Source organism: Geodermatophilus sp. SYSU D01106 (assembly GCF_054049995.1).
Window position 1 is genome coordinate 1 of the sequence record NZ_JBJGYM010000019.1, and the last position, 14,019, is coordinate 14,019.

12 protein-coding genes are annotated in these 14,019 nt (G+C 77.3%); 3 read left to right on the forward strand and 9 right to left on the reverse strand.

The genetic code is table 11. The features are described from left to right. Positions 1 to 35: 35 nt before the first annotated feature. From ACI78R_RS17825 to ACI78R_RS17835, 3 genes are all read left to right on the forward strand, one after another. The gene (locus ACI78R_RS17825) at positions 36 to 1,379 is read left to right on the forward strand and encodes an ABC transporter substrate-binding protein (protein WP_457041698.1); all 1,344 of its coding nucleotides are present in this window, start codon (positions 36 to 38) and stop codon (positions 1,377 to 1,379) included. 187 nt (positions 1,380 to 1,566) lie between these two features. Then, positions 1,567 to 2,544 (forward strand): UDP-glucuronic acid decarboxylase family protein, encoded by a 978-nt coding sequence (locus tag ACI78R_RS17830; protein ID WP_457041699.1) that lies wholly within the window; start codon positions 1,567 to 1,569, stop codon positions 2,542 to 2,544. Positions 2,545 to 2,675: 131 nt separating this feature from the next. After that, the gene (locus ACI78R_RS17835; protein WP_457041700.1) at positions 2,676 to 4,322 is read left to right on the forward strand and encodes a VWA domain-containing protein; all 1,647 of its coding nucleotides are present in this window, start codon (positions 2,676 to 2,678) and stop codon (positions 4,320 to 4,322) included. A gap of 118 nt (positions 4,323 to 4,440) precedes the next feature. On the opposite strand, the gene ACI78R_RS17840 is transcribed toward ACI78R_RS17835, so the two are convergent. The 9 genes from ACI78R_RS17840 to ACI78R_RS17880 all read right to left on the reverse strand — a co-directional run bounded on the left by ACI78R_RS17840 (position 4,441) and on the right by ACI78R_RS17880 (position 13,866). Continuing rightward, a complete protein-coding gene (locus ACI78R_RS17840; RefSeq protein WP_457041701.1) occupies positions 4,441 to 5,289 on the reverse strand; it encodes a glycosyltransferase family 9 protein in 849 nt (282 codons plus the stop codon). A 137-nt stretch (positions 5,290 to 5,426) separates the two neighbouring features. Next, entirely contained in the window at positions 5,427 to 6,791 is a 1,365-nt protein-coding gene (gene rfaE2 / locus ACI78R_RS17845; RefSeq protein WP_457041702.1) for a D-glycero-beta-D-manno-heptose 1-phosphate adenylyltransferase, read from the reverse strand. After that, complete coding sequence (locus tag ACI78R_RS17850) at positions 6,788 to 7,468, reverse strand: D-sedoheptulose-7-phosphate isomerase (RefSeq protein WP_073418062.1); 681 nt, start codon at positions 7,466 to 7,468, stop codon at positions 6,788 to 6,790. Before ACI78R_RS17850 ends, rfaE2 begins: the two co-directional genes overlap by 4 nt. Positions 7,469 to 7,488: 20 nt before the next feature. Further along, positions 7,489 to 8,733, reverse strand: a complete 1,245-nt coding sequence (locus tag ACI78R_RS17855; RefSeq protein ID WP_083628146.1) for a glycosyltransferase — start codon at positions 8,731 to 8,733, stop codon at positions 7,489 to 7,491. Next, entirely contained in the window at positions 8,730 to 9,722 is a 993-nt protein-coding gene (locus ACI78R_RS17860; RefSeq protein WP_073418060.1) for a glycosyltransferase, read from the reverse strand. The genes ACI78R_RS17855 and ACI78R_RS17860 overlap by 4 nt, the downstream gene beginning before the upstream one ends. Continuing rightward, positions 9,719 to 10,753, reverse strand: coding sequence for a glycosyltransferase family 9 protein (locus ACI78R_RS17865; RefSeq protein WP_336030416.1), 1,035 nt, complete (start codon positions 10,751 to 10,753; stop codon positions 9,719 to 9,721). The genes ACI78R_RS17860 and ACI78R_RS17865 overlap by 4 nt, the downstream gene beginning before the upstream one ends. Further along, positions 10,750 to 12,240 carry an HAD-IIIA family hydrolase gene (locus tag ACI78R_RS17870; RefSeq protein ID WP_457041703.1) on the reverse strand — a complete coding sequence of 497 codons (1,491 nt, stop codon included), beginning with the start codon at positions 12,238 to 12,240 and terminating at the stop codon, positions 10,750 to 10,752. The genes ACI78R_RS17865 and ACI78R_RS17870 overlap by 4 nt, the downstream gene beginning before the upstream one ends. A 131-nt stretch (positions 12,241 to 12,371) precedes the next feature. After that, on the reverse strand, positions 12,372 to 12,869 hold the full coding sequence (locus ACI78R_RS17875; protein ID WP_457041704.1) for a MarR family winged helix-turn-helix transcriptional regulator: 498 nt from the start codon (positions 12,867 to 12,869) through the stop codon (positions 12,372 to 12,374). Between the two features lie 25 nt (positions 12,870 to 12,894). Then, a complete protein-coding gene (locus ACI78R_RS17880; RefSeq protein WP_457041705.1) occupies positions 12,895 to 13,866 on the reverse strand; it encodes a hypothetical protein in 972 nt (323 codons plus the stop codon). Positions 13,867 to 14,019 lie beyond the last annotated feature (153 nt).

Genomic DNA, 14,019 nt, shown 5'->3' on the forward strand with positions numbered 1-14,019 from the left:
GGCACAGGCGCCCGGGTCCCTCCAGAGGAGAACCGTTGACAAGTTCCTCACGACGCCTCGTCAGCTTCGTGGCCGCGGCGACCGTCGCCACCACCCTGGCCGCCTGTGGCGGCGGGGACTCCGGTGGCGGTGGCGGCGGCGGTGGCAGCGAGGAGAACGAGGCCTCGGACATCGGCATCACCGAGGACACCATCAAGCTCGGTGCCCACTACCCGCTGACCGGCGTCGCGGCGCCCGGCTACAGCGAGATCCCCACCGGGGTCCAGGCCTACTTCGACTACGTCAACGCCAACGGCGGGGTCAACGGCCGGCAGATCGAGTTCGTCTACCGCGACGACGCCTACAACCCGACCAACACCAGCCAGATCGTGAACCAGCTCGTCCTCGAGGACGAGGTCTTCGCGATCATGTCGGGCCTCGGCACGCCGACCCACAACGCGGTCACCGACTTCCTCAACAGCGAGGGCGTCCCCGACCTGTTCGTGTCGTCGGGCTCGCGCCTGTGGGACGACGTCGAGGAGAAGCCCTACACCTTCGGCTGGCAGCCCGACTACGAGATCGAGGGCAAGATCATCGGCCAGTACGTGGCCGAGAACTTCCCCGACGCCAAGGTCGGCCTGTTCCTCCAGGGCGACGACTTCGGCGAGGACGGCGCGGCCGGCGCCCGCCAGTACCTCGAGGACCAGATCGTCGCCGAGGAGACCTACGTCCCCGGCAACACCGACGTCGTCCCGCAGATCTCCGCGCTGCAGGCCGCCGGCGCCGACCTCGTGCTCGGCTTCAACGTGCCGAGCTACACGGCGCTCTCGCAGCTGACCGCGCTGCGCCTGGGCTACCAGCCGCAGTGGTTCTACTCGAACGTCGGCTCGGACCCGGCGCTGGTCGGCTCGCTGCTGGCCCGCTTCTCCGAGGGCGCGGTCAGCGACGCCAGCCTGCTCGACGGCGTGCTGACCACCGAGTACATCCCCGGCCTCGACGCCCCCGACAACCCGTGGGTGCAGCTGTGGCAGCAGGTGTGGGAGGAGTCCGGCCAGGAGGGCGAGCTCACCAACTACCGCATCTACGGCATGTCGCAGGCCTACACGATGGTGCAGGCGCTGCAGTCGGCCGGCCAGAACCCGACGCGTGACGACCTCGTCGCCGCCGTCGAGCAGGCCGGCTCCGAGTGGGAGGGCCCCGGCTTCACGCCCTTCCGCTACTCGGAGGACCGCCACGCGGGCTACAGCGGCATGCTCGTCAGCCGCCTGCAGGGCGAGGGCTCGGAGGACCTGACGCCGATCCTCGTCACCGACAACGGCGACGCCGAGATCGAGGAGCTCGACGGCGAGCCGGCCAGCCCGCCGGAGAACGGCATCCCGGAGGAGGAGCCGATCAACTGAGGCCCTGACCCCAGAGCCTCCAGCGCACGACGGCGGGCCGCCGGTTCCCCTCGGGGACCGGCGGCCCGTCGCCGTCCCGGGTGACCGGGCGGCGGACACTCAGACCTCGAAGTGTCGGCAGTTGATCTCCGGGTAGGGCAGCCGCGGACCCTGCGCGACGGGGCGGCGGAACAGGACGGAGCAGGGCATGGTGCACGCGGCACGGACGATCCGGCGGGCGGTGGTGACCGGCGGCGCCGGCTTCCTCGGCTCCCACCTCTGCGAGCACCTGCTCGACCGCGGCGTCGAGGTCGTCTGCCTCGACAACTTCCTCACCGGCTCGCCGGAGAACGTCGTCCACCTCATGGAGCACCCCGGCTTCCGGCTGGTGCGCTGCGACGTCACCGACTTCGTGCACGTCCCCGGCGACGTCGACCTCGTGCTGCACTTCGCCTCGCCGGCCAGCCCGCTGGACTACCTGAGGATGCCGATCGAGACGCTCAAGGTCGGCAGCCTCGGCACCCTGCACACCCTCGGCCTGGCGCACGAGAAGGGCGCCCGGTACGTGCTGGCCTCCACCTCCGAGGTCTACGGCGACCCGCTGGTGCACCCGCAGCCCGAGGAGTACTGGGGCAACGTCAACCCGGTCGGCCCGCGCGGGGTCTACGACGAGGCGAAGCGCTTCAGCGAGGCCATGACCACCGCCTACCGGACGTCGAAGGGCACCGACACCGGGATCGTGCGGATCTTCAACACCTACGGCCCCCGCATGCGCGCCGACGACGGCCGGGCCATCCCCGCCTTCGTGGGCCAGGCGCTGGCCGGGCGCCCGCTGACCGTCGCCGGCGACGGCTCGCAGACCCGGTCGATCTGCTACGTCGACGACACCGTGCGGGGCATCCTCGCGCTGGCCTTCTCCGACCAGCCCGGCCCGGTCAACATCGGCAACCCCGACGAGCTGTCGATGCTCCGGCTGGCCGAGTGGATCCGCGAGCTCACCGGCTCCACGTCCGACGTCGAGTTCGTCGACCTGCCCGTCGACGACCCGAAGGTCCGCCGACCGGACACCCGCCGCGCCGAGGAGCTGCTCGGCTGGCGGCCGACGGTCCCCTCCGAGGAGGGGCTGCGCCGCACGGTCGACTGGTTCGCCGCCCGGCTCCAGGAGTCCACGACCCGCGTCGGCTGACCGGCGGGAGGGCCCGGGCCCGGTCGCGACGGCGTCGCGACCGGGCCTCCACTGTGGCGGAGTTCGCACCTACAGTGGTTCCGGCGGTCGGGGGACACGCCAGAGAACCGGACTCTGACCGAGAGTGAGCAATGGGCCGCCACGCCGACACGACCGCGCAGCGCCGCGCGACCCGTCCCGCACCCCTCGCGATCGGCGCGGCACTGCTCGTCCTGGCCCTGGTGGCCGGCGGGCTGGTGTGGTGGCTGTCCTCCGGCTCGGACGCCGGCGCCGACTGCGACGAGACCCGCACCGTCCGCGTCACCGTCGCGCCGGAGATGGGCGTGGTCGCCCAGGGCCTGCTGGACGAGAGCCAGGACCTCGGCGGCGGCACGTGCGCGCTGGCCGAGGTGACCGCGCAGGAGCCGCTGCAGACCGTCGGCGACCTCACCGCGCTGGAGGGTAGCGCCCTGCCGCAGGTGTGGGTGCCCGACAGCTCGCTGTGGGCCGTCCGCGCCGGGGACGACGCGGGCCTGGACCCCTCCGGCTCGATGGCCCGCTCCCCCGTCGTCCTGGGCACCAGCCGCGCCGCCGCCGACCAGCTCGGCTGGAGCGCGCAGCCCCCGGGCTGGCGGGCCGCGCTCAGCGGCGAGCGCCCGGTTGCCGTCCCCGACCTCGCCACCAGCGCCGAGGGCGTGGCCGCGCTGGCCGCCGTCCAGACCTCCCTCGGCGGCGGCGACCAGGCCGACAACGCCGTCGTGCAGGCCGTGCTCGCCGCCCGCCGCGGCCCGGCCGTCACGCCCGCCGACGCGCTGACCGCCGCGGCCGCCGACGACGCCGGGGCCCCGCTGGTGCCGGTGAGCGAGCAGGAGGTCATCTCGCTCAACCGCGCGACGCAGGACTCCGCGCTCGTGGCCGTCTACCCGGCGGAGGGCTCGCCGCAGCTGGACTACCCGGTGCTGCGGGTCGGCAGCGCCTCCGACGAGGACCGCGCCGCCGTCGACGCCGTCATCCGCACCCTGACCTCCGAGGCCGCGCGCACCGCCGTCCTCGACGCCGGCTTCCGCGACGCCGAGGGCAACCCGCCGACCGAGCCCGGCCCGGGCGTGCAGGAGCAGGCGCCGCAGGCGCTGGACGTCGACACCGAGCAGGTGCAGGGGCTGCTCGACGAGCTGGCCCGGCTCGCGGCGCCGTCGCGGCTGCTGACCGTCTTCGACGTCTCGCAGTCGATGGAGGCGCCCGCCGGCGACGGCACCCGCGCCACCCTGGCCCGCGACGCGGCCCGCAGCGCGCTGTCCCTGATCCCCGGCACCTCCTCGATCGGCCTGTGGTTCTTCGCCTACCAGCTGGAGGGCGAGCAGGACTGGGTCGAGCTCGAGCCGATCCGGGGACTGCAGGAGGAGGTCGGGGGCAGCACCCAGCGCGACCTGCTCGACGCCGCGCTCGACACCATCCCCGAGCGGCTCTCCCGCGGCGGCACCGGCCTGTTCGACACGACGCTGGGCGCCGTCCGGGCCGCGCGCGAGCAGTACGACCCCGAGGCCGTGAGCAGCGTCGTGATCGTCACCGACGGCACGAACGAGGACAGCACGGGCATCGGCCTGGACCAGCTGCTGCAGACGCTGCAGGACGAGGCCGACCCGTCGCGGCCGGTGAAGGTCATCGGCGTCGCGCTCGGCCCGGACGCCGACATCGCGGCCCTGGAGCAGATCGCCGCGGCCACCGGGGGCGCGGCCTACTCCGCCGTCGACCCGACCGACCTGCAGGACGTCCTCTTCGACGCGCTGCGCCAGCGCTAGGCACACCGTCGGCCTACCGGCCGACACCGCGGCCACGTGCCGTCCCCCGGTACCGACGAGCCGCTGCCCGTGTCCCGATCGGGGGGCCTCCGGCCCCCGCGATCGGTCCACCCGGCCCTCAGCGCTGGAGGACCTGCTCCAGGGCGGCGGTCACCTCGCCGACGGTGATCCGCGCGAGGGCCGGGTCCAGCTCGGTGCCCCACGGGTCGCCGGTGCCGTCGCCGTGCCACAGCACCACGTGGTGGGGCCGCGGCGGCGGGCCCCACAGCGCCGGCGACACCGGCCCGAACAGCACCACCGACGGGCGGCGGTAGGCGGTCGCGAGGTGCGCGACGCCGGTGTCGCCGCACACGACCACCCGGGCGGCGGCGACGGTGGCGGCCAGCTCCAGCGTGGACGTGCGCCCGGCGAGGACGGCGTCCTCCCCCAGCCCGGCCGCCTCGGCCACGGCGCAGGCCAGCTCGCGCTCGGCCGGCCCGCCGGTGACCCGCACGTCGTGGCCGGCGGCGGCCAGCTCCCGCGCGACGGCGGCGAAGCGGTCCGGCGGCCAGCGCCGCCCGGGGAACGCCGCGCCCGGGTGCACGAGCGCCGCCCCGCGCACCGCCGGGGGCACGGGCGGGACGGCGAGGTCGAGCGCGTCGGGGTCCGCGTCGACCCCGAGGCCCTCGGACACCAGCCGGCACCAGCGCCGGACCTCGTGCTCGTCGGGGTACCACGTCGGGCCGGGGTAGCCGGGGCTGGCGAAGGTCAGCAGCCGCGCCGGGTCCAGGCCCGCGACGACGACGTGCGACGCCGGCCCCTTGCCGTGCAGGTCGACGGCGAGCTCCGGCGGCGGCCCGGGCCAGTCCAGCGGCTCGAGCTCGCGCGCGGGCAGCACCTCGTCGACGGCGTCGACCAGCCCGGCCAGCGGCGCGAGCGCGGCCGTCGTCGCCAGCACCAGCCGGTGGCCGGGCACGGCCGCCCGCACCGCACGGATCGCCGGGACGCCGGTGAGCAGGTCACCGAGCCCCAGCGGCCGCAGGACGACCGCAGTGGCACGGCCGGAACGGCCCCCTCGCCGGGGCCCGTCGCGAGCCTGCGAGCGGTGGGGGGCGAGGGGGTCCTTCACCACACGCGGGAGCGCTCGACCAGGGCGGTGGTCGAGTGGCCGTCCAGGTACGGCAGGACGACGGCCTGCCCGCCCCACTGCCGCAGCACCGCGGCCTCGGGCAGGTCGGCGCCGGCGTAGTCGCCGCCCTTGGCCCACACGTCGGGCCGCAGCCGGTCGAGCACCTGCGCGGGGGTGTCCTCGCCGAAGACCACGACGGCGTCGACGAACTCCAGCGCCTCGAGCACCCGCGCGCGGTCGGCCGCGGTCACCAGCGGCCGGGAGGGGCCCTTGAGCCGGCGCACCGAGTCGTCGGAGTTGATGCACACGACGAGGCAGTCGCCGAGCCCGCGGGCGGCGCGCAGCGTGGCCACGTGCCCGGCGTGCAGCAGGTCGAAGCAGCCTCCGGTGGCCACCACGGTGCCGCCCGCGTTGCGCACGCGCGCCAGCAGCGCCGAGACGCCGTCCTCCGCGGCCACGTTGGGCTCGCGCACCGGGGAGGCGTCCCAGGCGGTGGCCCCGCCGGCGGCGACGAAGCGCCCGGCGAACGCGACGGCGGCGGCCACCGCCTCGCCGGTCACCGCGCCGTCGGCCAGCGCCAGGGCGGCCGCGGCGGCGAAGGAGTCGCCGGCGCCGCACGGGTCGCCGCCGGTCACGGGCACCGCGGGCACGACCATCGGCGCGCCCTCGCCGTAGGAGAGCAGCGCGCCTCGCGCGCCGAGGGTGACCACGACCGCGCCCACGCCCCAGTGCCGGATGAGCGCCTCGGCGCGGGCGCCGACCGCGGCCAGCCCGTCGCCCTCGACGCCCGGCGCGACCCGGGCGGCCTCGGCGCCGTTCGGCGTCACCAGCCGGACGCTCGGCACCGGGTCGGCGCCGCGCGGGTGCGGGTCCCAGACCACCGGCCCGCCGGCCTCGGCCAGCGCCGCCCGCACCGCCTCGTCCGACGTGGTGCCGCGGCCGTAGTCGGCGACCAGCACGGCCGCCGCGCCGCGGATGGCCTCGCGGGCCTCCTCCGGCAGCTCGCCGAGGGAGACCGCCGGCGCGCCGCTGTCGATGCGCACGACCGAGTGGTCGCCCACCCGCACGCGCTGCTTGACCGCGGTGCCGCCGGTCGCGGGCACGGCGACCAGCCGGACCCGGCCGGCCAGCAGCGCCCGCAGCCGCGCGGCGCCCTCGTCGTCGGCCAGCGGCGCGACGAGCACGACCTCCCTGCCGGTGGCCTGCGCGGCGATGACGGCGGCCAGCGCGGCGCCGCCGGGGCGCTCGCGGGTCTCGACGTCCTCGACGACCGGCACCGGCGCGTCGGGCGTCAGCCGGGTGGAGGTGCCGACCAGGTCGACGTCGAGGAGGGCGTCCCCCACGACCACGAGCGGCTTCACCGGGCGACCCCGAGCCGGCTCTGCGGCACCCGGGCGGGCTCGGCCAGCACCGCGGCGTCGAAGGCGGCGCACAGCAGGTGCAGCGCGACCAGGTGGCACTCCTGCACGGTCGCCGTCCACGGGGAGTCGATGCACACCGCCTCGTCGGAGGCCGCGGCCAGCGGGTTGGGCGCGGGGCCGGTGATCGACAGGACGGTGATGCCGCACTCGCGGGCGCGGCGCGCGGCGGCGACGGCGTTGGGCGAGCGGCCCGACGTCGACAGCAGCACCAGGACGTCGCCGGCCCGCCCGTGCGCCTCGACCTGGCGGGCGAACAGCTCGTCGGCCGGGTAGTCGTTGGCGATCGCGGTGAGCGACGACGTCTCGGCGGTCAGGCAGATCGCCGAGAACGGCGGCCGGTCGGCGCGATAGCGGCCCACGAGCTCGGCGGTGAGGTGCTGCGCCTGCGCGGCGCTGCCCCCGTTGCCGGCCGCCAGCAGCCGCCCGCGGGACTCGCCGCACAGCACGTCGGCCAGCAGCGCACCCCAGCGGTCGAGGGTGTCGACCGAGTCGTCGAGGCTGCGCAGGGCGTGCGTCAGCGAGGCGACGTGGTCGCGGCCGGTCAGGTGCGTGCACGAGTCGGGCGAGACGACCTCGCCGGCCGAATGCGGGGCCTCGGACAACGGGGCGGAGCTCATCGGGACGCCTCCTGGGGCGCTCATCGGACGGCCTCGACGGGACGCCGGGTGGAGAGGACCGACCGGTAGACGGCCTCGGTGTCGGCGGCCACGCGGGCCCACCGGTAGCGGGCGCGGGCCCGCCGGACGCCGGCCGCGCCGTAGGCGGCGCGCCGGGCGTCGTCGGCCAGCAGCGCGGCGAGGACCGCGCCGAGCCGGGCCGGGTCACGTGGCGGCACGAGGTCGCCGGTGACACCGTCGGCGACGGAGTCCTGCAGCCCGCCGACGGCCGTGGCCACGACCGGGCGGCCGCAGGCCATCGCCTCCAGCGGGGTGATGCCGAACGGCTCGTACCAGGGCACGGCCAGGACGACGTCGGCCGAGCGGATCCAGGCCGGGACGTCGTCGCGCGCCACCGACCCGGCGAAGACGACGCGGTCGGCGACGCCGAGGGAGCCGGCGAGCTCGCGCAGCCGGCGCACCTCCGGGTCCGCGTCGACGGCGCCGGGCGGCGGGCCGCCGACGACGACGAGCTCCGCGTCGGGCACCGCGGCCAGCGCGCGGACGGCGTCCTCCTGACCCTTGCGCTCGACCAGTCGGCCGAGCACCAGCAACCGAGGCCGGCCGCTGCGCGGCGCCACCGGCCCCCGCGGGGTGAAGACGGTGGTGTCGACGCCGCAGGGGACGACCGAGACGCGGTCGCGGGAGAGGCCCAGGCGGCGCAGCTCGAACACCTCGTCGCTGCAGGTGGCCACCACGTGGCCGACCGCCTCGCACAGGCCCCGCTCCAGCTCCACGCGCTGCGCCGGCGAGGTGTCGGCGTCGCCCTGGTGGCGTCGCTTGACCGAGCCGAGCGCGTGGAAGGTCTGCAGCACCGGCACGGGGGTGAGCAGGCTCCCGGCGGCCTCGACCGCGGCCAGCCCGCTCATCCAGAAGTGCGCGTGGACGACGTCGGGCGGCCGCACCGCCCAGCGCGCCCGCAGCGCCGCGGCCAGCGCGGGCATGTGCCCGAGCAGGTCGTCCTTGGGCAGTGCCTCGGCGGGGCCGGCGGTGAGGTGCGAGACGACGTAGCCGTCGTCGGTGGTCACCTCGTCGGGCAGGCCGGGGTCGTCGCGGCGGGTGTGCACGGTGACCTCGTGGCCGCGGGCGGCCAGGCCCGCCGCCAGCGCGGCGACGTGCACGTTCTGCCCGCCGGCGTCGACCCCGCCGATCGCGGCCAGCGGCGAGGCGTGCTCGCTGACCATGTCGATGCGCAGCGGCGCGCCGGGATGCCGGTGCGTCCTCATCGGGTGACCTCCTCGAGGAGCCGGTCCCAGTCGGCGAGGAAGCGGGCCAGGCCGTAGCGCTCCAGCGCGGCGGCGCGGGCCGCCTTGCCGGCCAGCCGGGCGGCGTCCTCGTCGTCCAGGTAGGTGCGGACCGCGTCCCACAGGACCTCGGGCCGGGTGGAGACGACGCCCGCGCCGGCCGGCACCGCCTCGACCACCTCGGTGGTGGCCAGCGCGACCACCGGCATGCCCAGGTGCATCGCCTCGAGCAGGGACAACCCGAGGGAGGTCCAGCGCACCGGGTGCACGTAGACGCGCCGGCGGGCCAGCTCGGTGTGCATGGCGGCCTGCGGCGGGTCGTCGTACAGGGTGACCCGGTCGGGGTCGAGGCCGTGCCGCTCGTGCAGCCCGGACAGCCCCATGCCGAAGACGTCGACCGGCGCGGCCGCGGCGAGCCCCGGCAGCAGATCGGCGCCGACGGTGCGGCCGCGGCGGACCGGCTCGTTGGTGACGACGGCGGCCCGTGCGAGCTCGCCGGTCCAGCGCTCGCCGGGGTCGACGATGCCGTGCTCGATCACCGTCGTCGGGGCGCGGCCGTTGTCGTAGAAGAGCCGGTTGAAGTGCGTGACGTGCGCGATCGGGATGTCGTCGCGGTCGGCCAGCGGGTGGCGGGTGTGCGGCACCGGGCCGTCACCGGGTTCCAGGCCCGGCGCGTTGTGCTCGAGGAACACGGCGGGCAGGTCGTGCCCGGGCTCGCGGCCGAGCCACTCGCGGACCAGCTCGAGGTCGCGCACCCGCTGGAGCACGACGACGTCGACGTCCTCCTCGCGCAGCTGCTCCGGCGTCACCTCGCGGGCCGACGCCGGCCAGTCCCAGGTGCGGGCGCGGCCCAGCCCGTCGGGACTGCGCCTCCCGTCGGGGCCGTCCACGACGGGCAGCAGGTACTCGTGCCGGCCCTCGAGGAACGCGGTCGTCCAGGAGCCGTGCACGTGCCAGACGAGGACCTTCACACGCTTCCCTTCTCGATGCGCACCTTCTCGACGGCGGCCACGACGTCAGCGGCGGTGACCGACGAGAGGCAGGGGTGGCCCGGCACCGGGCAGGCGCGGGCCCGGGTGCCGCGGCAGGGGGCGTCCTGGTCGCCCAGCAGCACGGTGGGCACGCCGTAGGGCGCCCAGCGGGCGGCGGGCACGACCGGGCTGAACAGCGAGACGACGGGCGTGCCGACGGCGGCGGCGAGGTGCGCCGGGCCGGTGTTGCCGACGACGACGGCCGCGGCCCCGTCGAGCAGGGCGGCCATCTCCGGCAGCGTCGTGGCACCGCCGAGGTCGGTGCCGCGGCTGCCGGCGACGGCGGCGGTGAGTGCCCGCTCCCCCGGGCCGCCGGTGACCAGCACCCGGTGGCCGGCGTCGGCGAGCGCCTCGACCGCCTCCGCGCAGCGCTCGGCGGGCCAGGTGCGGGCGGGCACCGAGGCGCCGGGGTGCAGGACGACGTAGCCGGGCTCGTGCGGCGGAGGCGGCAGCGGGCGGCGGACGGCGAGCCGGCCGTCGTCGCCCTCGGGCAGGTCGAACCCGGCCGCGCGGGCCAGCGACAGCGCCCGCTCGGGCTCGGGCAGGTCGACCTCGTCGTCCTGCCCGACCCGGTGGCGGACGTCGAGCAGCGAGCCGGGGTAGTCGACGCTGGTGCCGCTGATCCGCGGCACGCCGGCCGCGCGCAGCAGCAGGGCCAGCGGGAGCGGCGACTGGTGGAAGGACGTGGAGACGACGGCCTCATCGGGGGCGAGCGCCCGCACGCGCTCGGTGAACGCGGCGAGGTCGGCGGCGTCGACCGGCGGCGGGTCGCCGAGGATCCACGGGCAGGCCCAGGTCACCACCTCGTCGACCCCGGGCAGCAGCGCCGCGGCGTCGGCCCCGGCCGGCCCGGCGAGGAACACCACCCGGTCGGCGGACGCGGCGACCGCCCGCACCAGCGGGCCCTGCAGGAGGACGTCGCCGGCGTTGTCGAGCCGGGCGACGAGGACCGTGCCGCGGCCGGCGCTCACCACTCGCCGGCCAGGACGTCGTCGACCGCGGCGGTCAGGGTCGCGGCGCGGCGGGGCGCGGCCGCGACCTCCTGCCGCCGCGTCACCGGCGTCGGGACCATGATCCCGGACGCGCCGGCCGCCGCGGCGGCCTCGACGTCGGCGCCGATGTCGCCGATCACCACCGTGCGCGCGGGCTCGACGCCGAGCTCGGCGCAGGCCGCCTTCACCATCCCCGGGGCGGGCTTGCGGCAGATGCAGCCGTCGTCGGGGCCGTGCGGGCAGACCTGCACGGTCTCGAACGGGCCGAGCAGCTCCTCCAGGCGCGCCATGCAGGCGTCGACCTGCTCGCGCGTGATGATCCCGCGGGCGACGCCGGACTGGTTGCTCACGACCCCCACCCGGACGCCGCGGGCGCGCAGGGCGTCGAGGGCCTCCCGCGCGCCGTCGACCGGGCGGACCCACGCGGGGTCGCCGTTGTAGGGGAAGTCGTGCACGAGGGTGCCGTCGCGGTCGAACAGGACCAGGTCGGGCAGGCCGCGCCACGGCGCGACCCGCCGGTGCCGCACGACGCCGCGCAGCCAGTGCCAGGTGGCCAGCGGCGGGATGGCGGCGCTGGTCAGCGCCATCGTGGTGACCTCCGCGCGGTCGCGCGGGCCGGGCGCGATGCGCGCCCAGGCGAACTCCGCGGTGCCGGCGGCCCAGGCCAGTGCCGCGGCGGCCGCCGCGCGGGGACGGCGGGCGGCGGACAGCCCGACGGCGGCGAGCGCCGCGGCGGTGACCGCCAGGTGCTGCGGACGGCGGCCGAGCGCCGCGTCGGCCCGCTCCCGCCAGTCCGGGCCGTGCAGGCGGCGCATGAGGACGTCGTCGGCGTTGCCGGCCTGCACCCGCACGCTCACCCAGCGGTCGACCGGGCGCACGGGGTGGGTGATCCAGCGCTCGCCGCGCACCAGCCGGGCGCCGGTGTCCATCACCCGCAGCGCGAGGTCGGAGTCCTCGCGGAAGGCGCGGGGGAAGCGCTCGTCGAACCCGCCGACGGCGGCCAGCGCGGCGCGGCGGTAGGCGAGGTCGGCGGTGATCCAGGAGCTGGTGGCCAGGCCCGCGGTGCCGCGCTCCCAGTCGGTGGGCCGGCGGTCCTCCGGCAGGGGCACCCGCACCCGGCCCTGGCTGCCGGCGACGTCGGCGGGCAGGCCGGCCAGGTCGGCGTCGAGCCGGGCGTACCAGTCGGCGTCGGGGACGACGTCGTCGTCGAGGAAGGCGACCCACTCGGTGCGCGCGGTGCGCCAGCCCAGGTTGCGGGCCCGGGCGGGCCCGCCCCCGCCGGTGCGGACCACCCGGACCGGCGGCAGGCCGGGCCGGTCGACGTCGAGCGGCGGGCCGTCGGGGCGGTCGTCGACCACCACCAACCCGGCCGGGCGCGGCCCCTCGGCAGTGGCGAGCACGTCGAGCAGCACACCCAGCGACGGCCGGCCGATGGTCGGCACGACGACGGTGCAGCTCACGGGCATGATCGCGCCCTGCCCGAGCGCGACGGCCCGCAAACACTACGGGCTTGAAGTGCCTCCGGAAGTGCTGGAACGGCCCCTCCGCAGGGGCCCGCCGCGAGCCTGCGAGCGGTGGGGGGCGGAGGGGTCCTTCGTCAGCGGCGTATGCGGGTGGCCGCGGAGACCCGGGCCAGGGCGTCGGTGACGACGGGCGCCTCGTCACCCAGGAGGATGAGCAGGCGGGCGACGAGGTCGTCGTGGAGCACCGCGGCGGCCCGGACGCGCTCCCGGCCGGACTCGGTGAGCCGGGCGTGCAGCAGCCGGCGGTCGCCCGGGCGCCGCTCGCGGACCACCAGGCCCTGGTCGACGAGCCGGCCCACCGTGCTGGTGACGCCGGCCCGCGACAGCCCCAGCGCCTCGGCCACCTCGCCCATCGTGGCCCGCTCCCCCGGCGCCTCGGCGATCCGGCGCAGCGCCTCGAAGCCGGTCAGCGAGAGGTCGTGCTCGCGGTGCAGCGCGGAGTCGACCCGGTGGGTGATCTGGTCGTGCACCTGCACGATGCGCAGCCACGTCTCGGCCGCGCGGGGCTGCGCCCCGGCGAGCGCCGCGGGGTCGGCCGGGATCCCGGGGGCGAGCACGTCCTCGGAGCGCATCGCCCCATCGTCGCCGATGACGGCCTCAGGCGCTCCCGGGCGGACCGGACGGCACCGTCCGCTCGCGGCGTCCCGCGGCGACGAGCACGAGGCCGGTCGCGGTGACCACGAGCGCCAGCCCCGCCGCGACCAGCGGGACCGGCACCGGGTCGCGGTCGACCGGGGCCGCCGCCGCGGCCACCCGCAGCTGCACCTCGGCGACCGTCTCCGACTCCGCGCCCACCAGCGCCAGCGTCGTCGCCCCGGCGGCCGCACCGCCCGGGATGCGCACCGTGGCCAGCACCTGGCCGTCGGGCCCGGCCGGGACGGCGGTGAGCTCGGTGCCGTCGGCCAGCCGCACCCGGACCACCTCGCCGGGGGTGAACCCGGCGCCGGTGAGGGTGACCGCGTCGCCGGCGGCGACCAGGGCCGACGACGCCACGACGGCGCCGCCGGGCGACACCCCGCCGTCGACCGGGGAACCCGGGGCCGGCTCCGGCAGGCCGGGGACCGGCAGCGCGTCGGGGGCGGCACCGGCCGGCGCGGAGGGGGTGACCGGCTCCTCCGCCGGTCCCTCCCCGGGCGTCATCGGCTCCCCCGGCGACGACGGCGCGGCCGTCGCGGGGGGCGCGGGGGACGCGGGCGGGACGTCGCCGGCGCCGGGCGGGGCGGCGATCGCCGCGCAGTCCTCCTCGGAGGGCCGGGTGAAGACGAAGCCGTCGAGCTCGTCGGTGTAGGCGGTGCCGGAGTCGTCGAGCGCGGTGTACTCCAGCCGGCTGTCGACCACCTCGCCCCAGGCGACGTCGCCGGTGCGCAGGACGACGGTCTCGCCGGCCGCGATCTCCGCGGAGTCCTCGCCGGCGGGCCGGCGGGTGGTGGCCAGCGTGACGGCGTAGGCGACGGTGCCCGCGGTCACCTCGACCACCACCCCGCCGGGCCGGCAGCTCGGCCCGTGCGTCACGCGCGCGTCGGGCCGGGCCGGGTCGTCGACGGCGGCGGCCGGTGCGGCCAGGACCACCCCGCCGGCCAGCAGTCCGGCGACGGAGAACAGCAGAGCGAGCCCTGTCGCGGTGACAGGGCGGGGAGCGTGCCGCGGCCTGTGCCTGGGCAGGGTCCCGACCGGCACGGTGTCCCCCTCGAGCGGTCGTGCACACCACCCGCGGTGGTTCCA

Coding starts and splice junctions, on each gene's coding strand:
- ACI78R_RS17830 (WP_457041699.1), top strand. CDS start 1,567: ATGGTGCACGCGGCACGGACGATCCGGCGGGCGGTGGTGACCGGCGGC.
- ACI78R_RS17875 (WP_457041704.1), bottom strand. CDS start 12,869: ATGCGCTCCGAGGACGTGCTCGCCCCCGGGATCCCGGCCGACCCCGCG.
- ACI78R_RS17850 (WP_073418062.1), bottom strand. CDS start 7,468: ATGAGCTCCGCCCCGTTGTCCGAGGCCCCGCATTCGGCCGGCGAGGTC.
- ACI78R_RS17835 (WP_457041700.1), top strand. CDS start 2,676: ATGGGCCGCCACGCCGACACGACCGCGCAGCGCCGCGCGACCCGTCCC.
- ACI78R_RS17855 (WP_083628146.1), bottom strand. CDS start 8,733: ATGAGGACGCACCGGCATCCCGGCGCGCCGCTGCGCATCGACATGGTC.
- ACI78R_RS17870 (WP_457041703.1), bottom strand. CDS start 12,240: ATGCCCGTGAGCTGCACCGTCGTCGTGCCGACCATCGGCCGGCCGTCG.